Source organism: Streptomyces aurantiaciflavus (assembly GCF_049808595.1).
In the GTDB taxonomy this organism is placed as follows: domain Bacteria; phylum Actinomycetota; class Actinomycetes; order Streptomycetales; family Streptomycetaceae; genus Streptomyces.
In genome coordinates this window covers 54,161-71,601 of sequence record NZ_JBNCAQ010000014.1, presented here as the reverse complement: position 1 = coordinate 71,601, position 17,441 = coordinate 54,161, and the positions used below count along the sequence as shown (strand labels likewise).

Below are 17,441 nucleotides of genomic sequence, written 5' to 3'. Positions count from 1 at the left end.
GAGTGCGAACCGGTGTCTGCCGGGGAACCGGCTGCGGACGCGCCTGCCGTGCGCTGACCTTCCGGGGTCAGCAGCAGGAGCCTTGCCGACGGCAGCCGGACCCGTCCTCGTCGGGCTCGTTCTCGGCCAGGCGGATCAGTGCCGGCAGCCGCAGCCGCTGGCGGCCTTCGCGTCGGCGACAGTGGCGGAAGGGTCGGTGGCCTGCTCATTCGGTGTGCAGCAGGCGTTGACGCCGCAGCACTCCCCTACCGTGGCCGAGCCGCTGCTCCGGGTGGCACCAGCCGGCTTGACCGCGCGGACGACGGCGGAGTGCATCCCGTCGGCGACCGGGTGGGTCGGGGTGATCTCGATGCCGGTGAATCCGGCGGCTTCCAGCCCCGCGCGGTACTCGGCGAACGACAGGGCACCGGCGATACAGCCGACGTGGTCGCCGCGTTCAGCCCGCTGCCCGGGGGTGAGGGTGTCGTCGGCGACGACGTCGGAGATGCCGATCCGGCCGCCGGGCTCGAGCACGCGGAAGGTCTCGGCGAACACGGCGGGCTTGTCGGTGGACAGGTTGATCACGCAGTTGGAGATCACCACGTCGATGGTGTTCGCGGGCAACGGGATCGCCTCGATGGTGCCCTTGAGGAACTCCACGTTCGTCGCGCCCGCCTTCGCGGCGTTGGCCAGGGCCAGCGCGAGCATCTCGTCGGTCATGTCCAGCCCGTACGCCTTGCCCGTCGGTCCGACGCGGCGGGCGGAGAGCAGGACGTCGATGCCGCCGCCCGAACCGAGGTCCAGCACACGCTCCCCTTCGCGCAGTTCGGCGACGGCGGTGGGGTTGCCGCAGCCGAGGGAGGCGGCGACGGCTTCGGCGGGCAGGGCGTCGCGTTCGTCGGCGGCGTAGAGGGTGGAGCCGAAGTTCTCGTCGACCTCGACCGGCTCGGGTCCGCAGCAGGCGGTGTCGCCCTCGATGACCTTCACGGCCGCGGCGGCGTAGCGCCGGCGGACGGTTTCGCGGAGGTCGGTGGACTGCTCACGCATGGCTTCGCTCCTGGATGACGGGCATGGCGGCGCCCTGAACGGCTTGTATTGACGTTTGTTGATGCAAGTTCCATCCTGCGCCTTGGATCGAAGAACGTCAACATAGACGCATGTCGAAACAAGAGCTTGTGGTGATCGGCCAGGACGCCGCCTGCTGCCCTGGCCTGTCCGCCGCGCCGCTGGATGAGGGGCAGGCGGTGGAGCTGGCGAAGGTGTTCAAGGCGCTGGGCGGCCCGGTCCGGCTGCGGCTGATGTCGATGATCGCCTCGCGCGGGGAGGGCGGTGAGGTCTGCGTGTGCGAGCTGACCCCGGCCTTCGACCTGTCCCAGCCGACGATCTCCCACCACCTCAAGCTTCTGCGGCAGGCCGGTCTCATCGACTGCGAGCGCCGCGGAACCTGGGTCTACTACTGGGTGCTGCCCGGCGTCCTGGACCGCCTCGCCGCGTTCCTGACCACCCCGCAATCCCCCGGAGCCACCACGTGAACGCACCGCTCGGCCGCCGCGTCGCCGCCGAGGCCATCGGCACCGGACTGCTGGTCGCGGTGGTGGTCGGCTCCGGCATCCAGGCCACCGAGCTGTCACGTGACGTCGGCGTGCAACTGCTCGCCAACTCCCTCGCCACCGTCTTCGGCCTGGGCGTGCTCGTCCTGCTGCTCGGACCGGTCTCCGGCGCGCACTTCAACCCCGCCGTGACCCTCGCCGCCTGGTTCACCGGCCGCCGCACCCCGGGCGGCCTCACCCTGCGGGACGTCGCCGCCTACGTGCCCGCCCAGATCGCGGGGGCGATCAGCGGGGCGGTCCTCGCCGACGCGATGTTCGCGAGGCCGCTGGTGAAGTTCTCCACCCACGACCGGTCCGCCGGCCATCTGTGGCTGGGCGAGGTCGTCGCCACGGCCGGGCTGGTCCTGCTGGTCTTCGGCCTCGGCCGGATCGGACGCGCCTCGCTCGCTCCGGCCGCGGTGGCCTCCTACATCGGGGCCGCCTACTGGTTCACCTCCTCCACGTCGTTCGCGAACCCGGCGGTGACCATCGGCCGTGCCTTCACCGACACCTTCGCCGGCATCGCTCCAGCCTCCGTCGCCCCGTTCATCACGGCCCAAGTGGTGGGAGCCGCGCTCGGCCTGGGAGCCGTATCGGCGCTCTACGGCCGCCCTGCTCCCACCGCTGATGACGTCGTCGTCCCGCACGGCGAACCGGAACTCGCCTCCTCCTGACTGTCCCCTCCCCGAGAAAGCCCCTGCTCATGAGCTCTCCCGCCGCGCGCCCGTCGGTACTGTTCGTCTGCGTCCACAACGCCGGTCGCTCCCAGATGGCCGCCGCCTTCCTCGCCCACCTCGCCGGCGACCGCGTCGAGGTGCGCTCGGCCGGCTCCGCGCCCGCCGACACCGTCAACCCGGCCGTCGTACAGGCGATGGACGAGGTCGGCATCGACATCTCCGCAGAAACCCCGAAGGTGCTCACCACCGAGGCGGTCCGGGCCTCGGACGTCGTCATCACCATGGGCTGCGGGGACACCTGCCCGGTCTTCCCCGGCAAGCGGTACGTGGACTGGCAGTTGGACGACCGGGCCGGGCAGGGCGTTGACGCCGTCCGGCCGATCCGGGACGAGATCAAGACCCGGGTCGAGGACCTGATCGCCGAGATCGCGCCGGTCTGAACGACCGCCCGAGGAGTCGCCGACGGGGAGGCAATCAAAAGGCGTCCTCTTCAACTCCGACCAGCGCATGGGCAAAGCGCCCGCAACGGAATGTCAGCGCCCCGAACACGCCCGTACGGGGTACCGACCTGCACTTACTCAAGGACACGGCGGTCAGGCGGCGGCTCGGAGCCAAAAGTGCAGGTCGGTGGCGTCGGCAGCGGCGGGCTTGCCGTGCGGGTCGGTGACCGCGGTCACGGTGAGGCCGGCGGCTGCCGTCAGTTCCTGGAATCCGTCGCGGGTGTACCAGTGCAAAACCCACGGACGCTCCACAACGCTGCTGTCCGAGCCGTGGTGGCGTTCGTAGCGCAGAAGCGTCGTCTGTGTCCGGGCTGCCTCGTCGCGTTGTTCAGCGGCGACGGACACCCCGAGCGTGGCGCCGTCGGCTGCGGCGGCCGTACGCACGCGGCCGATCTGTTCGGCCGGGATCGGTGTGGGGGTGAACAGGGGCACCAGGGCTGTGCCGTCCTCGGCCAGGTGAGCGCGGATGCCGCGCAGGGCGGCGAGCGCGGTGGCGTCGTCGGGGAGCAGGGTGAAGGTCGGCCCGGCGAGGAAGATCGCCCGGTAGCGGCGGGGCAGGTTCAGGGCCTCCATACGCTGGTGGAACACGGTGGTGGGGATGCCCTGCTCGTCCGCCCGGCGCCGCAGACGCCGCAGCATGTCCGTGGAGGAGTCGACGCCCTCGACCTGCAGACCGCGTCGGCGCAACTCCAGCAGAGGATCACCGTCCCCGCATCCCAACTCCAGTGCCGGCACGCCGGCTTGCTCAATGAAGGCCGCATAGAGCTCGGGGTCCGGGGAGAAGGACTTCAACGGTCCGTAGAGCTCTGCGACGATGCCTGTGTAGAAGTCAGCCGGGTCCACGCCGTCACCCTATGCAGATGGTCCCCTTGCGTTCACTTCAATATCGGGGCGGAGCGATCCTGATGCCCTGGCACCGCCAGAACTCGCCGACCTTCCCGTGGCCCAGAGCAGGCAATCGACGTACTCGCGGGCTTTCGGTACCCAGGCTTTCAGACTCCGGAAGCCTGGCCCGGCTTGCCCTGTGGGGCGCGAAAGCCGCCCGGCTGCCTGGCCGATGCTGCCCCGGACGCCAAAGGTTCTCGCCCTGCACCGGCCCGATGCGCTTCAGGCTGACAGCGGCATCCGGAGCAGTGGTGCCGGCGTCGTCGACGGTGGGGCAGGGGCGGCCCGGATCCCGCCCGAGCGTTGGGTGGTGCGGGAGGGCGAGCGTGCTCATGGCACGGTGACCACCGCCTTGCCGCGGGCGTGACCCTGCTCGACATGGCGAACGCCCGCAGCCGTCTCGCTCAGAGGGTAGGTCCGCTCGACGACCGGGGTGAGCCGGCCGGCCTCGATCAGCGCGGTGACGGCCAGCAGGTGCTCGCGGGCCGGCCCGGCGGGGGCCGCCGGGAGGATCACGCGCAACTGCTGGCGGACGAACACGTTGAGCATGGCCAGATGAAGCATGGAGCCGACCGCGCCGAACACGCGGCCGGGCGAGCCGCCGCCGTTGGCGACCAGGATCCCCGCAGGGGTGAGCGCGCCGCGCAGTCGGCGCAGCGGGCGGTTGCCGACGTTGTCCAGGATCACGTCGTAGCGCACGCGCCCGTCGGTGAAGTCCTCGCGGGCGTAGTCGATGACGTGCGCGGCTCCCAGTGAACGCACCAGCCCGGCGTTGCCGGCGCTGCACACCGCGGTGACCTCGGCATCAAGGGCCGCAGCGATCTGCACGGCGAACGTGCCCACGCCACCGGCGGCCCCGTTGACCAGCACCCGCTGCCCGGCCTGCGTCTGCCCCACCATCTGGATGCCACGCAGGGCGGTCACCGCCGCCACCGGCACCGCTGCGGCCTGCTCGAAGGTCAGGCGCGCGGGCTTGGGCACCAGCAGATCCGCGGTGGTGACCGCGTACTCGGCGAACGAGCCCGGGCAAAAGCCCAGTACCGCATCACCCGGCCGGAGCCCGCGCACGTCGGCGCCGACCTCCTCCACCACCCCGGCCGCGTCAATGCCGGCCACCCGGGACCTGGGCCGGGTCAGCCCCACCGCCGGAGTCAGCCGCGCCACGTACGGGTCGCCACGCATCATGTGCCAGTCGTAGGGGTTGAGCGCAGCAGCACGCACCCGCACCAGCACCTGGCCGGGCCCGACCCCGGGCCGGTCGGTGTCCGCCAACTGCAGGATGTCCGGCGGACCGAACCGGTCCTGAACGATCGCCCTCATCGCCCTCTCCCCCACTTCCTTCGGATCGACTGCCACCCGCCGTCCTCGCCGGGTACGGCACCGGGCGGGCGCCGGTCACACGAAAGGTGTACGGCGTACACCCCACCTTCGACAACGGTAGGTGTACGGCGTACACCCGTCAAGGGGTGAGGAGGGCCGGGTGCGCGACGCGCCGCGCACGAGCGGGGGCCAACGAGGAAGAAACGGATCTGGGGTGGGCAGCGGTGACTGGTCGCCTGCGTCAGGCCGTGCCCTTCAACCGCTCAAGGCCGTCCAGGATCAGATCCAGCGCGAACTCGAACTCGAACTGGTCGTCGCAGCCCGAGCCGACGACGGACGCCTCGTCGTGAGTGACGGCCATGGCCAGTTCGGTGATGTGGGGGTAGCGCGCGGCCATCTCCTCGGGCGGCATCGCCTCCGGATCCGGCTCACGGTCAGGAGCGTCCTCGAACAGCTCCTGGGAGAAGCCCAGCAGGCGACTGCCCATGACGTGCATCGCATGATGGACCAGGTCGACCGAGAAGCCCCCGGCCCGCAGGATCCCGATCATCGAGTCCAGGTACTCCATCACCGCGGGCGTCGGGGTGGCTCTCGCCTTCGTCCGCGACTCGATGACAGCCGGCGCCCACGGGTGGCGCAGCAGCATGCGGCGGGCCGACAGCACCCGCAGGCGGACAGCCCTCTTCCAGTCGGTGTCGGCGGCCGGCGGGTCGATCTCACCGACCAGGACGTCGATCATGCCGTCCAGCAGTTCGTTCTTGTTGGCCACGTGTTTGTACAGAGCCATCGGCACGACGCCCAGCGACTGCGCGATCCTGCGCATGCTGAGCGCCTCGACCCCGCCTTCGTCGGCCAGGGCGACGGCGGTGTCCAGAATCCGCTGCCTGCTCAAGGGCGCGCGCGCCTGGGCGGCGGCACCGGCCTGCCTGGCCATCTCCACCAACCCCTCTCCCACGGGCCACGCCCCCAGCCGGCCACCACCCGCTCCACCGGCGGGTGTACGGCGTCCACCAACCCTACCCAAGCACCCGCCACACGTCGTCTCCGGGAAGAAGCCCGACCATCAGGACGCCGTTGTCCTGGTGAACATCCTGCGGACCGACGCCGAGTGGCGTCGGTCGCTGCCGGACGACCCTGATGCGCGCCCCGACCAACTCTCAGGGCGAGTCTCCGTAGCGGGCGGCGATCGCGGCGGCGCGGTTGCGCAGGGAGGTACGCAACGACCCCGGGGCCAAGGCTTCCGCGTCCGTGCCGAGCTGCCACAGCGCCCACTCGGCGTGTCGTAAGTCCTGGAACGTCACCTCCAGGCGCAGCCAGCCGTCGGGGTCGGGTTCCGCGGCGCGGACGGCTACCGCGGTGCTCAGCAGGTCCTCCCGCCGCTCCGGGTTCACCCGTGTCACCACGGCGACATGACCGCTGGACAGGAACTGCGCACAGCGTTCCCGCCAGATCCGGTCCAGATCGACCTGGTCCGGTCGCTGTGCCGGTTCGGGGAGTTCTTCGGCGGCCAACAGCCGCGACAGCCGGTAGGTGCGGTCCGCGCCGGATCTCGTCGCCAGCAAGTAGCCCCGGTCGCGTACGGTGACCAGGCCGATCGGGTCCACCGTGCGCCACCGTGGTGTCTGGTCCGCGGCCGCGTAGTGGATGCGCAGTCTGTGTCCGGTGAGCACCGCGCGCCGGATCGCGATCATCGTCGTGTCGGGCACGTCCTCGGTGACCAGCCGGCGTGAGAGCAGGTCGGTCTCCGGCTCGACGAGAAATCGCCGGGCCGCGTCGCTCGCGGTGGCCCGATGACTTTCGGGCAGCGCGTCAACCACCTTGCGCATGGCCGAAGCGAGCGCCGAGCCGAGCCCGAACACCTGCTCGCCGCGCCCCGATCCGGCGGTCAGCAGGGCAAGGGCCTCGTCGTGGTTCAGTCCGGTGAGCTCGGTGCGGAAGCCGGGCAACAGCGCGAACCCGCCGTGTCGGCCGCGTTCGGCGTAGACCGGGACGCCGGCCGCGGACAGCGCCTCGATGTCGCGCAGCACGGTACGGGTGGACACCTCCAGCTCACGGGCCAGCGTGTCCGCAGTCAGCCGACCGCGCTGACGCAGCAGCAGCACCAGCGAGACCAGCCGATCGGCGCGCATACGAGAAACCGTATCGAATACATGACCAAGGGTGTCGTGATTTGTTGGAAGGCTCGTGAACACCGACGTCAACGATGGCGGCTACCGCGCCAATGGACGTACGTACTCCCCATGATTCGAACGGAGCTTGATGTGGCAGTGGAACGAACGGCAGTCAACCCGGTGACATGGTCGGTGGAGATGGGGTTCAACCAGGGTGAGCTCGTCTCCGGGCACACCCGGACCCTGTACTGCTCCGGACAGACCGCGATGAGCGGCGACGGCAAGCCCGAGCATGACGGTGACATGGCCGCACAGTTGGCGCTGAGCCTCGACAACCTGGAGGCCGTGCTCGGCGAGGCCGGCATGTCCCTCGCGAACCTCGTCCGGCTCAACGTCTACACCACCGACGTCGATCTGCTGTTCCCGCACTACGGCGTGCTGGCGTCGCGGTTGGGCGCCGCCGGGGTGGCACCGACCACCACGATGCTCGGGGTGACACGGCTGGCGATCCCCGGCCAGATGGTCGAGCTCGAGGGAACCGCCGTCGCCTGACGCGACCTCGCCGTCCGGACCGGGTCCGCCAAGGGGCGGCAGGATCTCATTCCCGCCGCCCCTTCGCCTGTCCTGCCTTCACGTCGGCCGCATACCGATCCACGTACTCCTGGCCCGACAGCTGCAGGATCTCGTACATGATCTCGTCGGTGACGGCCCGCAGTACCGTCTTCTGGTGGACCGTCCCCGCAAAGCGCGAGAAGTCCAGCGGTTCCCCGAAACGGATCGCGACCGGCCGAAGCCTCGGCAGAACACGTCCCGGCGGCAAGATCTCGAAGGTTCCCACCATCGCGCACGGAATCACCGGAACCTGAGCAGTCAGTGCCATCACTGCCACCCCGACCTTGCCCTTGTACAGTCGGCCGTCGGGGGAACGCGTGCCCTCCGGATAGATCGCGAGTACCCCTCCCCTCGCCAGCACCCGCAGCCCCTCCCGTAGAGCTCCCTGCGCCGCTCCCCTGCCCGACCTGTCCACCGAGATCTGCCCGGCACCGCGGAGAACGAGCGCGGTCAGTCGGCCCGCGAGACCCGGCGCCGTGAAGTACTCCGCCTTGGCAAGGAACGAGATGCGCCGTTTCACGACCGCGGGCATGAGGAGGGGGTCCGCGAAGGACAGGTGATTTCCGGCAATGATCGCCGCGCCTTCCGCCGGAACGTGCTCCAGGCCCTCAGTTCGCGGCCGGAACAGCAGCCGGAGCAACGGCCCCAGAAGGACGTACTTGAGCACGTAATAGAACATGGGCGGATCCCCACTGCCGAATCAACCCCTCGGTATGTCTGTGCCGCCGTGGCGGCTCAGATACTCCCCGCCCTGCGGGCGAGCCGCACGATCACCGGCGCGTGGCGACTCGGTGCCGCCGCGCTGCCCCTCCGCTCGAGCTGCCGCCCTGGTCCCCACCCTCGGCCGGTGCCGCTGACTGGAACCCTCCCACCTCACCGTGGCCTGCGCGGTCGCAGTCATGTGCCTCGAGGCCGGCAACATTCCTGTCAGTCCCTTCCGGCGATCCACGTCCGTACGGTCCACGTGCCATGTCACGGGCCGGTGGGCGCCAGGCGCTTTCACGCCCGTCCTGGGGCCCTTCATCCGGCCGCGGCGTCCTCGGCCTCCCAGCGCAGCAGGTCGCCCGGCTGGCACTTGAGCACCTCGCAGAGCGAGGCGAGCGTCGCGAAGCGCACCGCCTTGGCACGGCCGTTCTTGAGTACCGCCAGGTTGGCGGGCGTGATACCGACGCGGTCCGCGAGCTCGCCCACGGACATCTTCCGCTTGGCCAGCATCACGTCGATGTCGACGACGATCGGCATCAGATCACCTCGGCCAGCTCGGCCTGCATCTGCGACGCTTCGATGTCGCGCGCGACGGCCTGGGCGAGCAGCATCCGCAGCACGAGCACGATGAGAGCGACCCCCAGGATGGCCACGCCGACGCCGCCCATGATGACGGTGACGCCCGGGTCGTCCCGCTGGCCCGGCGCATTGATGGCCGTGACCGTGAACCACACGAGGGCGGCCGCCACGATCGCGCCGATCAGGACGTCCACATACCGGAAGGCGGCGGGGGAGAACACGGTTCCGCGTCGCACCATCGTCACCAGCCGCCATACGCAGACCAGCGCGACCTGGACCGACACCATGCCCAGGATCGTGACCACGCGCAGCGGGGTCAGCGGGAGCGAGCCGTCCTCCGGGTCGGTGGCCAACGCCCACACCATCATCGCCTGTACGAACACGGTGCCGGCGAGCACCACCACGAGCACGGCACGCAGCGCACCCACTGTCAGCTTCCCCATGCCCCATCCTTCCATCGAGTCACGATGGGAATCTATCGAATGTCGATAGGCGGTGCAAGGGTTGAGATAAGAAGCAAGGGCTGGGATGGAGGGTGGGCGGCGGCCGCGACCTGAACCTCCGCGCACGCACCCAGCTCGGCGGCCCGAGCATGCTGGTCCGGGACAACGTCCGACTTCACCTGATCCGCCCGTTGCACGAATTCATGCCGCCTCCGCGGAAAGACCGTATGCGCCGGCAGACCGGGTCCTCAGGCTGCCAGGCTTGGACCATGAGTCCCCAGCTCGACGACGCATCCGACCTGTCCTGGCTCGGCAAGCCGATCGACGCTCGCCCCCTGTTCGCGTCTGAGCTGGCGTCACTCCTCGACGTGCTACGGGCCCTGCGGCCTGCCGAGTGGAGCAGGACGGCCGTCCCCGGCTGGAGCGTGCACGATCTCGCCGCCCACATCCTCGGCGACTACCACGGCCGTCTCGGCTGGAGAGCAACCGGCTTCCAGCCGGCTTTCGCGCCCGGCGAGAGGCTGGAAGCGTTCGTCCATCGCGTCAACCAGCATTGGGTCGACCTCCACGCCGATCACAGCCCGGACGCGCTCATCACTGCTCTGGAACAGGCAGGCGCCCAGGTCAGCCGCCATTTCGAGACCGTCGACCTCGAGACGACAGGTCTGGGTGTCTCCTGGGCAGGGGCCGACCCGGCGCCCCAGTGGCTGGACATCGCCCGGGAGTTCACCGAGTACTGGACTCACCGCCAGCAGATCCGCCATGCCACGGACCGGGGCACGGACCCGGAACCCCGGCCCCTGTCCACAGTCCTGGACACCTTCATGCGAGCCCTGCCCCACACACTGCGCGACGTGTCGGCAGCCGTTGGGACACAAGTCCAGGTGGCCGTCGACGGGCCCGGCGGCGGCACCTGGACCGTGACCGCCACCGCAGACCGCTGGTCACTGGCCGACGCACCCAGTGGTCGGCCGACCGCATCAGTGAAGCTGGACCCGGAGACTGCCTGGCGATTGTGCACGCGCGGTATCGACCCGAGCACTGCCCTGACCCTTGCCCGCATCCACGGCGAGCGCCGGCTTGCCCAAGCCGTCTGCCGGATCGTCTCCATCGTCTACTGAGACTCCGGTCCTGTCCTGCGCCCCTCGGCGCGGGCTCAGGGCCTTTCTCTGGTCCATGCATGTCAGCAGGGGCGCAATGTTGTGGAGTGGGAGGCGTGAGCGTCGATGTCGCGCGCTGGGCTGTTCGGGTGATGGCGCGGGCTGACTCTTGTCACCCATTTGGCGTTGCGTCACTTTGAGTGAGTGAAGCGGCGGGTCGCCCATCCAATGCCGCGGGAAATGTGCTGGAGGGCGGCCGCATGTCACGAGCGGAGCCCTTCGCCAGGGAAGACCCTCGGGGCTGTGCTCCTGCAGCCGGGGTCTGAGCTCTCGACGTAATACCCGCTCAGAAAGGCTCGTCGATGTCCCCGCTGACTTCTCCCCGCCCCCTCGCGGCCGCAGCGATGCGGTCCCCGCAGACTGCCGCACTTCTGTCGTCGTCCGATGCCACCATCCCCGTCGGTGATTCTCCGCTGGGGGTGGCCGTGGCCCCGGACGGTGGGCGAGCGTACGTCGCCAACCGGATGTCGAACACCGTCAGCGTGATCGACACCGCGACGGACACCGTGACCGCGACGATCGCCACGAGCGCCGGGCCCTCCATGGTGGCCTTCTCGCCGGACGGCACGCGCGCCTACGTCACCCTGAACAACGACGGCACGGTCGGCGTGATCGACACCACCACACTCACGGTCACCGCGACCGTCCCGGTCGGTGCCGGAGCCGTCGGCGTAGCGGTGACCCCGGACGGCTCCCGCATCTATGTGACCAGCCAGGCGGCCGGCGTCGTCAGCGTCATCAACGCCGCCACGCTCACGGTCGTCGGTACCCTGGCGGCCGCCGCCCCGGTCGGCGTCGCCGTCTCGCCCGACGGCACCCGCGCCTACGTGGCGTGCACCGGCGACGGCACCGTCAGCGTGATCGACACCGCCACCGACACCATCATCTCCAGCATCCTGGTCGGCGACGTGCCCGTGCTGGTCGCCTTCGCCCCGGACGGCGCCCGCGCCTACGTCAGCACCGCCGGCGAGCACGTCGTCCGTGTGATCGACACCGCCACCGACACGGTGACCGCGAGCATCCCCGTCGGCACCGGCCCCCGTGTGGTGGCCGTCAGCCCGGACGGGGCCGCCGCGTACGTGGCCTGCATCGACGACAACGCGGTCACCGTGATCGACACCGCCTCCAACACCGCCACGGGCAGCCTCCCGGTGGGGCAGGACCCGACCGGCGTCGCCCTCTCCCCGGACGGCGCCCGCCTGTACGTCACCAATACCGCCGACGGCACGGTCAGCGTCATCGCCCTGACCCTCGTGCCCGACCAGGGCTCGACCGCCGGCGGCACCGTCGTGATCATCCGGGGCCACGGTCTGGCCGGGGTCACCGCCGTGCGGTTCGGCACCAGGACGGCGACGATCCTGGCCAACACCGCGACGTCGGTGACCGTGCGGGTTCCGGCCGGGGCGGGCGTGGTCCCCGTGACCGTCACCGCCCCCGGAGGCACGGCGGGCTTCGGGACCTTCGTCTACCGGCCCGCCCCCGTCCTGACCGGCATCACCGTCACCAGCAGTCCTTTCGGCGGTGGCGGGCCCCCGATGGGCCCCTACAGCGGCGGAGGCACCGCTGTCATCACCGGATTCAACCTCGCCGGAACCACCTCCGTGCGCTTCGGCAACAGAACCGCCCTCATTCAGTCCGCCACCGACACCGCCGTCACCGTGGAGGTCCCCGGGGTGCCGAGCCCCGGCCCGGCAGCGGTCACCGTCATCACCCCGGGCGGAATCGTCGGCGGCCTGACCTACACCTACCTCGATCTCCCCGCCGTGACCGCCGTCGATCCCACAGCCGGACCGACTTCCGGCGGCACCGAGGTCACCTTCACCGGCACCCAGCTCGCCACCACGCAGACAGTCACCTTCGACAACATCCCTGTCCCCTTCACCGTCATCTCCGACCAACAGATCACGGCCACCGCCCCGCCCCACTCCGCCGGTTCGGGCGTCACCATCACGGTCACCACCCTCGGCGGAATCTCCTCCTGGAACGACTACACCTACGTGACCCCGGCCGCCATCTGATGCCCTCCATGACCGGGCGACGTCACTCGGTCATGGAGTCGAGGCGCGGGCCGCGGCCCGGGGTTCAACCCGCCCGGACCGGCCCGCGCTCCGGGCCACGGCCTGGTCGAACGAACATCGCCTGCCGGCGGACAGGGTCCACGCCGGCCCGCGGCCACCGCGCGATCTTCAGGAGTTCACACAACCCCGTTGATCAGGCGGTGGTCGCGCCCCTTCCCAGGCTTGTCCCCGCGTCGCTTGGGGTGCGGCGCGACGCCGTGTCCTGTGCGGTGCCGGGATCGTCGAGGAAGCGGAGCAGCACCGCGGCCTCCGCGCGGAGCCGCGCGGCCCGGTCGGCGTGCGCGGGCGCGGTCAACCGCGCTGCGACCTCCAGTCGCTCGGCGGCCTCGGCACGCACGACCTCCACCACACCGCGCTCGCTCAGCTCACACCGCGCTGCTTCGGTGGCGCCGACGCCGACCGGCGACTGCTCAAGAGCCAGGCCGCGGAGGTCAGCGTCGCCCACGGGCACCGCCTCAGCGTTGTCCAGCGTGGCAAGCGTCGCGCGCAGGGCGCTCACCGCAGCCTTGTCACGGGCGCGCATCGCTTCCGGCAGTGCTTGACGCATACGAAGACGTAAAGACATGCCGGTGACCTTATGGCGGCGCCCTCGGCCCCACAACGCGATATGCGTGCAGCACCAGACTTCGGGGCGTGGTCCGGGACAGCCTGCGGTCCACTACGAGGAAACCGTGCCCAAACGTCACCCGCATCGGAACCGCCTCAGGATTCGGGTCCAGCCTCGGTGGGTCCATGCCTCTGGCTGCGTCTCCGCATCGGTCCTGTCCTCAGCTCGGTTTGTGCGCAGGCCCAGGTCTCCCTCAAGTCGAAGGCGTCCGCCTGCCAGGTGGTGGAGGTCAGCGTGCCGCGTCCCTTGTAGGCGCGCATGATGGCGACGTGGGGCGGCCAGGCGATGAAGTGATGCAGGGCGGCCGTGTCGTTCCAGACGGCAACGGCGCCGCACCGGCGGGCCGTGGGGATCGTCCACAACCACATCCCCAAAGCTCCCGGAAGCTCGGGCCAGTCGGCCGCCAGCCGACGGGCCTCCCGGTAGACGCCGGGGAGGTCTGTGATCCTGTCCAGCTCGAAGTCGGTGACACTGATCAGTACTGGGCCCGTGTGGTCGTGCGCCTGGCCAGGCGTCCACGAGGACCTCAGCATGTCGTGTCAGGGACGGTCGAGGCCTGGTGCCGGTCGGCTGCCGCCTCCCGAGACGGGTCCCGCCAGCCCGGCGATCGGCCCAGGAGCCTCAGGATCTGCTCCCACGTGCTCGCCCCGTCGTCCGCGGGCAGTGCCGGCCGGAAAGGGCTGTCCCGAGTGAGGCGGAAGCCGCCGTCCGGGACAGCACGGGCGATGGCCAGCGCGGCCGCCTGGAGTTCGGCATCAGGTTCGTACGCGACCCCCAGGCTGCGGGCGACGTCCCAGCTGTGGAGCACGTAGTCGAGGAAGTGGAAGCCGATGGCCCGGGCCGCAGGAAACCGGCCGCCGGACAGTTCCGGAAGAACGAAGGGGCGCTCGCAGGTGGCCACGGTCGCGAAGGCGGCGATGACCTGCTCCGCCGCTTCGCCGTACTCCCCGGCGACGCCCTCGGGAAGGGGACGGACCTCCCAGTGGGCGAGGGCCTCGCCGTACCCGAGCGCGGCCGCGGCGAACCCGCGGTGCTGGGCCGTCATGTGGGCGAGCAGATCGGTCAACGTCCACGCCGAGCAGGGCGTCGGGCGGAGCAGGTCGTCGGATGTCACCTGGCGTACCAGGGACACGCTGTCGCGGACCGCCTGCGCGTCGAGGCGCCGTATGCGGTCCAGGTCCGCAGGAGAATTAGTAAGCATCTGCTTATGGTGTGTGCCTGCGTACGGAGTGTCAACGGGTATTTTCTTGACCATGGCGGACGACGCAGTTCAGGGGGACACCGAGGTGACCCCGTCGGGGAGACGGGCTACCCGTCCCGATCTGGCCGAGATGGTCGTGCCGCTGCTCCGCACCTTGATGGCTGCGGAACAGCCGATCCTCGACGCGCACGGGCTGACGATGTGGGCGTACGCCGTGCTGTTGCATCTCGACGAGACGCCGATTCGCACCCAGGCCGCGCTGGCCCAGGCCATCCGGGCGGACAAGACCCGCATCATCGCGGTCCTCGACGACCTGGAGAACCGCGGACTGATCCGCCGTCGGCCTGATCCCAAGGACCGGCGCGCGCGTCTGCTCTCCCTCACCGTTGAGGGCCGACGGTTGCGGGACACCGTCCAGTCCGCCATCCAGAAGGGTGAGGAACGACTGCTGGCCCAGCTTCCGGCCGCGGACCGTGACGGTTTCCTCAGGAGCCTGCAGTCCCTGTCCGCCCTGTCGGAGCCGCGGAGTATGGACTGACCCCGCCCCAAGGGTCCCGGGACAGCGATGTGATGGCTTGTTACTCCTTGTTCCCCTTCCCGGGCTTCTCCTGGAGCTTTTCGGGCTTGCTGGACTTGGCGGACCGTTCGCCGGGGGCCTGCGCCCCGGTCTTGGCATGCGTTTGCGTATCGGACGCATCCGTGGCCTGACCCGGTGTGCCATCCCCGGCCCGTGACGGTGGGGCTGCTGTGCCGCGTGCGGCTGTCTCGGTGACCGGCTCACTGCTCGGGGCGGCAGAGGCAGGGCCGTTGCTTTGGTCGAGAGCGTCACGGGGCGCTTCGGCGGAGGCATCGGCGGCGGAGGACGTCGGAGCCGCAGGTCCCGCCTCGTTCCTACCGGCGGACGTGCCCGGTGAGTCGGCTTTCGCGGAGGGGCCGCTGGCGGCGCGTGTCGCCTTGTCATCGCCTCCTTGGTGCGCAGAGCCGTCCGAGACAGCGAGCGCGGCGGCCATGACGGCAGCGAGCGCGGCGGCTCCACCAGCGACCAGAGCGCGTCCACGCGCGGGAGTGGCCTTCGGCGCGGTTGCACCCACGGTGTGCGGCGAATGCCGGTGCGTCAGATCGGCGCGCCCCAGTGCCTGCCTGGTGACCATGCTCGTGACGTCAGCCGGGGACGCGGCGGGGCCGGGACCGGCCGTGTCGGCCAGAGCGGTCAGTGTCCGGGCGCAGTCACGTGCCGATGGGCGGGCGAGTGCCTCCAGGGCGGTCATGTCCCGCAGTAGGGCCGCGAGTTGTTCCGGCAGGGAGCCGGGCAGTTCGGGCGGGCGGTGCAGGCGCGCGATCGCGGCCTCCAGGGGACCACCGTCGTATTCGAGCCTGCCCGTGAGGCATTCGAGGAGCACCAGCCCAAGGGCGTAGACATCGGCGGGCGGGCCGACAGACCGGCCGAGCACCTGCTCGGGAGACAGGTAGGCGGCCGTGCCGACGAGTGTGCCGGTAGCGGTGCGCGTAGTGGCGTCGAGAAGCCGGGAGATACCGAAATCCGTCAGGTGGGGGCGACCGGACGCGTCCAGGATGATGTTCGAGGGCTTGACGTCACGGTGAACGACCCCTGCCTCATGCGCGTGAGCCAGAGCCCGGGCCAGGCCGGCACCGAGCGCGGCCGTCTCGCCGGGGGTCATGGAGCCTGCGGCGATGCGGTCCTTCAGCGTGGGGCCGTCGATCAGCTGCATGACCAGGTAGGCGCGGCCGTTGTGCCGTCCGGCATCGTGGACGGTGACCAGGCCCGGGTGCTGCAACCGGGCCAGGACCACCGCTTCGTTGCCGAAATGTTCCTCCATGTCGCCGGCGCCGTCACGGAAGACCTTGACTGCCACCGGTCGTTCCAGGCGCAGGTCGAAGCCACGGTGGACGTCGCCGGCACCACCCGAGCCGATGACCCCGTCCAGGCGATACCGCCCGGCCAGCACCTCCGCGGAACGCCAGGAATGCGCCAAAGCCGACTGACGGAGCCTCATGAAATCTCCCAACGCTTCAACGGGTGCCGTGCGCAGGCGCTCGTTACCAAGAGAGCGCCGGACACGCGTACCCATGAGAAGCGGGAATACCCCCGGGCCTCGGCCGTGAACGAGGCTCAGGCGTGGACGGCGATGCGTACGACGCCGCCGCCCGAGTTCGAGAGGGCACGCGTCGGGACCCGTTCCATGACCTCCATGCCACGGACGACCCTGTCAACAACAGTGACCCCTAGGGATTGCCGTTCTCGGTTCTGTCGGCCTGACACGCCTCAACACCAGGAACTACTGTCGCGAGCATGGTCGAACACGATGCCCTCGCCGTCACCCGCGAGGCCTACGACGCCGCTGCCTCCACCTATGCGCAGCTGTTCCGCGACACGCTGCGTGACAGTCCCCTGGACCGTGCGATCCTGGGTGCCTTCGCCGAGGCCGTACGGGCGAGTGGGGGCGGTCAGGTCGCGGACCTGGGGTGTGGGCCTGGCCATATCACCGCTTACCTGGACGAGCTGGGGCTGACGGCGTTCGGTGTCGATGCCTCTCCTGCGATGATCGAGTTGGCTCGGCAGGCATATCCGGGCCTGCGGTTCGACGTGGGCTCGATGGCCGCGTTGGACATCACTGACGGCGTGCTGGACGGCGTGCTCTCCCGCTGGTCGATCATCCACACTCCGCCGGAGGAACTCCCCGCCATCCTGGCGGAGTTCCATCGCGTGCTGGCACCTGGCGGCCACCTTCTGATCGGCTTTTCGGCGAGCGATGATGCGTCTCACCCGACTCAGGCCTTCGATCACACAGTCGCCCTGGCCTATCGGTGGTCGCCTGATCACCTCGCCGCGATGCTGCGCAAGTCCGGGTTGGCCGAGGTGGCCCGGATGGTGCGCCAGCCTCAGCCCACCGACCGACGGCAGTTCCAGGAGATCCACCTGCTCGTGCGCAAAGCCTAGACAGAGGCTGCCGGGCTCACTGTCCGTTCGAGCTCC

General features: G+C 70.1%; 20 protein-coding genes. 8 read left to right on the top strand and 12 right to left on the bottom strand.

The features are described 5' to 3' along the window. Positions 1 to 135: 135 nt before the first annotated feature. Positions 136 to 1,026, bottom strand: coding sequence for an arsenite methyltransferase (gene arsM, locus ACPT94_RS18785; protein ID WP_360333038.1), 891 nt, complete (start codon positions 1,024 to 1,026; stop codon positions 136 to 138). A 110-nt stretch (positions 1,027 to 1,136) separates the two neighbouring features. On the opposite strand from arsM, the gene ACPT94_RS18780 reads away from it, so the two are divergent. Genes ACPT94_RS18780 through ACPT94_RS18770 form a run of 3 tightly spaced genes read left to right on the top strand, consistent with a single transcriptional unit; the run spans position 1,137 to position 2,685 of the window. Then, on the top strand, positions 1,137 to 1,511 hold the full coding sequence (locus ACPT94_RS18780) for an ArsR/SmtB family transcription factor (RefSeq protein ID WP_425246338.1): 375 nt from the start codon (positions 1,137 to 1,139) through the stop codon (positions 1,509 to 1,511). Then, entirely contained in the window at positions 1,508 to 2,242 is a 735-nt protein-coding gene (locus ACPT94_RS18775) for an aquaporin (protein ID WP_425246337.1), read from the top strand. The genes ACPT94_RS18780 and ACPT94_RS18775 overlap by 4 nt, the downstream gene beginning before the upstream one ends. A 29-nt stretch (positions 2,243 to 2,271) precedes the next feature. Continuing rightward, a complete protein-coding gene (locus ACPT94_RS18770) occupies positions 2,272 to 2,685 on the top strand; it encodes an arsenate reductase ArsC (protein ID WP_425246336.1) in 414 nt (137 codons plus the stop codon). 153 nt (positions 2,686 to 2,838) lie between these two features. On the opposite strand, the gene ACPT94_RS18765 is transcribed toward ACPT94_RS18770, so the two are convergent. From ACPT94_RS18765 to ACPT94_RS18750, 4 genes are all read right to left on the bottom strand, one after another. Next, entirely contained in the window at positions 2,839 to 3,588 is a 750-nt protein-coding gene (locus ACPT94_RS18765) for a class I SAM-dependent methyltransferase (protein WP_425246335.1), read from the bottom strand. Between the two features lie 372 nt (positions 3,589 to 3,960). Next, positions 3,961 to 4,950 carry an NAD(P)-dependent alcohol dehydrogenase gene (locus tag ACPT94_RS18760; RefSeq protein WP_360333030.1) on the bottom strand — a complete coding sequence of 330 codons (990 nt, stop codon included), beginning with the start codon at positions 4,948 to 4,950 and terminating at the stop codon, positions 3,961 to 3,963. Positions 4,951 to 5,191: 241 nt separating this feature from the next. Further along, entirely contained in the window at positions 5,192 to 5,884 is a 693-nt protein-coding gene (locus ACPT94_RS18755) for a TetR/AcrR family transcriptional regulator C-terminal domain-containing protein (protein ID WP_425246334.1), read from the bottom strand. Positions 5,885 to 6,107: 223 nt separating this feature from the next. Beyond that, positions 6,108 to 7,079, bottom strand: a complete 972-nt coding sequence (locus tag ACPT94_RS18750; RefSeq protein ID WP_360333025.1) for a helix-turn-helix transcriptional regulator — start codon at positions 7,077 to 7,079, stop codon at positions 6,108 to 6,110. A gap of 138 nt (positions 7,080 to 7,217) precedes the next feature. Here ACPT94_RS18750 and ACPT94_RS18745 point away from each other — a divergent pair, with 138 nt between their 5' ends. Beyond that, positions 7,218 to 7,613: a RidA family protein gene (locus ACPT94_RS18745; RefSeq protein ID WP_360333396.1), complete on the top strand. Its 396-nt coding sequence runs from the start codon at positions 7,218 to 7,220 to the stop codon at positions 7,611 to 7,613. Between the two features lie 46 nt (positions 7,614 to 7,659). Here ACPT94_RS18745 and ACPT94_RS18740 read toward each other — a convergent pair whose 3' ends face one another. From ACPT94_RS18740 to ACPT94_RS18730, 3 genes are all read right to left on the bottom strand, one after another. After that, positions 7,660 to 8,352: a lysophospholipid acyltransferase family protein gene (locus ACPT94_RS18740; protein WP_360333022.1), complete on the bottom strand. Its 693-nt coding sequence runs from the start codon at positions 8,350 to 8,352 to the stop codon at positions 7,660 to 7,662. Between the two features lie 341 nt (positions 8,353 to 8,693). Continuing rightward, a complete protein-coding gene (locus tag ACPT94_RS18735) occupies positions 8,694 to 8,915 on the bottom strand; it encodes a helix-turn-helix domain-containing protein (protein ID WP_360333019.1) in 222 nt (73 codons plus the stop codon). Further along, a complete protein-coding gene (locus ACPT94_RS18730; protein WP_360333017.1) occupies positions 8,915 to 9,400 on the bottom strand; it encodes a DUF2975 domain-containing protein in 486 nt (161 codons plus the stop codon). The genes ACPT94_RS18735 and ACPT94_RS18730 overlap by 1 nt, the downstream gene beginning before the upstream one ends. Positions 9,401 to 9,669: 269 nt before the next feature. Here ACPT94_RS18730 and ACPT94_RS18725 point away from each other — a divergent pair, with 269 nt between their 5' ends. After that, entirely contained in the window at positions 9,670 to 10,521 is an 852-nt protein-coding gene (locus ACPT94_RS18725; protein WP_425246333.1) for a maleylpyruvate isomerase family mycothiol-dependent enzyme, read from the top strand. A 341-nt stretch (positions 10,522 to 10,862) separates the two neighbouring features. Then, positions 10,863 to 12,578: an IPT/TIG domain-containing protein gene (locus tag ACPT94_RS18720; protein ID WP_425246332.1), complete on the top strand. Its 1,716-nt coding sequence runs from the start codon at positions 10,863 to 10,865 to the stop codon at positions 12,576 to 12,578. Positions 12,579 to 12,771: 193 nt separating this feature from the next. Here the strand turns inward: ACPT94_RS18720 and ACPT94_RS18715 are convergent, their stop codons facing one another. From ACPT94_RS18715 to ACPT94_RS18705, 3 genes are all read right to left on the bottom strand, one after another. Next, positions 12,772 to 13,161, bottom strand: a complete 390-nt coding sequence (locus ACPT94_RS18715; protein WP_360333393.1) for a hypothetical protein — start codon at positions 13,159 to 13,161, stop codon at positions 12,772 to 12,774. Positions 13,162 to 13,340: 179 nt separating this feature from the next. After that, a complete protein-coding gene (locus ACPT94_RS18710) occupies positions 13,341 to 13,778 on the bottom strand; it encodes a hypothetical protein (protein ID WP_360333008.1) in 438 nt (145 codons plus the stop codon). Next, positions 13,772 to 14,446, bottom strand: coding sequence for a TIGR03086 family metal-binding protein (locus ACPT94_RS18705; RefSeq protein ID WP_425246331.1), 675 nt, complete (start codon positions 14,444 to 14,446; stop codon positions 13,772 to 13,774). Before ACPT94_RS18705 ends, ACPT94_RS18710 begins: the two co-directional genes overlap by 7 nt. A gap of 52 nt (positions 14,447 to 14,498) precedes the next feature. Between ACPT94_RS18705 and ACPT94_RS18700 the strand changes: the two genes are divergently transcribed. After that, positions 14,499 to 14,984, top strand: coding sequence for a MarR family winged helix-turn-helix transcriptional regulator (locus ACPT94_RS18700; protein WP_425246330.1), 486 nt, complete (start codon positions 14,499 to 14,501; stop codon positions 14,982 to 14,984). Between the two features lie 40 nt (positions 14,985 to 15,024). On the opposite strand, the gene ACPT94_RS18695 is transcribed toward ACPT94_RS18700, so the two are convergent. Next, a complete protein-coding gene (locus ACPT94_RS18695) occupies positions 15,025 to 16,536 on the bottom strand; it encodes a serine/threonine-protein kinase (RefSeq protein WP_425246329.1) in 1,512 nt (503 codons plus the stop codon). Positions 16,537 to 16,757: 221 nt separating this feature from the next. Here ACPT94_RS18695 and ACPT94_RS18690 point away from each other — a divergent pair, with 221 nt between their 5' ends. Beyond that, positions 16,758 to 17,405, top strand: a complete 648-nt coding sequence (locus ACPT94_RS18690) for a class I SAM-dependent methyltransferase (protein WP_360332996.1) — start codon at positions 16,758 to 16,760, stop codon at positions 17,403 to 17,405. Positions 17,406 to 17,441 lie beyond the last annotated feature (36 nt).

Bases quoted from the DNA above. Each gene is read 5' to 3' on its own strand.
- ACPT94_RS18700 (WP_425246330.1), top strand. From the start codon at position 14,499: ATGGCGGACGACGCAGTTCAGGGGGACACCGAGGTGACCCCGTCGGGG.
- ACPT94_RS18735 (WP_360333019.1), bottom strand. From the start codon at position 8,915: ATGCCGATCGTCGTCGACATCGACGTGATGCTGGCCAAGCGGAAGATG.
- ACPT94_RS18705 (WP_425246331.1), bottom strand. From the start codon at position 14,446: ATGCTTACTAATTCTCCTGCGGACCTGGACCGCATACGGCGCCTCGAC.
- ACPT94_RS18755 (WP_425246334.1), bottom strand. From the start codon at position 5,884: ATGGCCAGGCAGGCCGGTGCCGCCGCCCAGGCGCGCGCGCCCTTGAGC.
- ACPT94_RS18710 (WP_360333008.1), bottom strand. From the start codon at position 13,778: ATGCTGAGGTCCTCGTGGACGCCTGGCCAGGCGCACGACCACACGGGC.
- ACPT94_RS18740 (WP_360333022.1), bottom strand. From the start codon at position 8,352: ATGTTCTATTACGTGCTCAAGTACGTCCTTCTGGGGCCGTTGCTCCGG.
- ACPT94_RS18720 (WP_425246332.1), top strand. From the start codon at position 10,863: ATGTCCCCGCTGACTTCTCCCCGCCCCCTCGCGGCCGCAGCGATGCGG.
- ACPT94_RS18725 (WP_425246333.1), top strand. From the start codon at position 9,670: ATGAGTCCCCAGCTCGACGACGCATCCGACCTGTCCTGGCTCGGCAAG.
- ACPT94_RS18695 (WP_425246329.1), bottom strand. From the start codon at position 16,536: ATGGGTACGCGTGTCCGGCGCTCTCTTGGTAACGAGCGCCTGCGCACG.
- ACPT94_RS18690 (WP_360332996.1), top strand. From the start codon at position 16,758: ATGGTCGAACACGATGCCCTCGCCGTCACCCGCGAGGCCTACGACGCC.
- arsM (WP_360333038.1), bottom strand. From the start codon at position 1,026: ATGCGTGAGCAGTCCACCGACCTCCGCGAAACCGTCCGCCGGCGCTAC.
- ACPT94_RS18715 (WP_360333393.1), bottom strand. From the start codon at position 13,161: ATGCGCGCCCGTGACAAGGCTGCGGTGAGCGCCCTGCGCGCGACGCTT.
- ACPT94_RS18750 (WP_360333025.1), bottom strand. From the start codon at position 7,079: ATGCGCGCCGATCGGCTGGTCTCGCTGGTGCTGCTGCTGCGTCAGCGC.
- ACPT94_RS18760 (WP_360333030.1), bottom strand. From the start codon at position 4,950: ATGAGGGCGATCGTTCAGGACCGGTTCGGTCCGCCGGACATCCTGCAG.
- ACPT94_RS18730 (WP_360333017.1), bottom strand. From the start codon at position 9,400: ATGGGGAAGCTGACAGTGGGTGCGCTGCGTGCCGTGCTCGTGGTGGTG.
- ACPT94_RS18770 (WP_425246336.1), top strand. From the start codon at position 2,272: ATGAGCTCTCCCGCCGCGCGCCCGTCGGTACTGTTCGTCTGCGTCCAC.
- ACPT94_RS18780 (WP_425246338.1), top strand. From the start codon at position 1,137: ATGTCGAAACAAGAGCTTGTGGTGATCGGCCAGGACGCCGCCTGCTGC.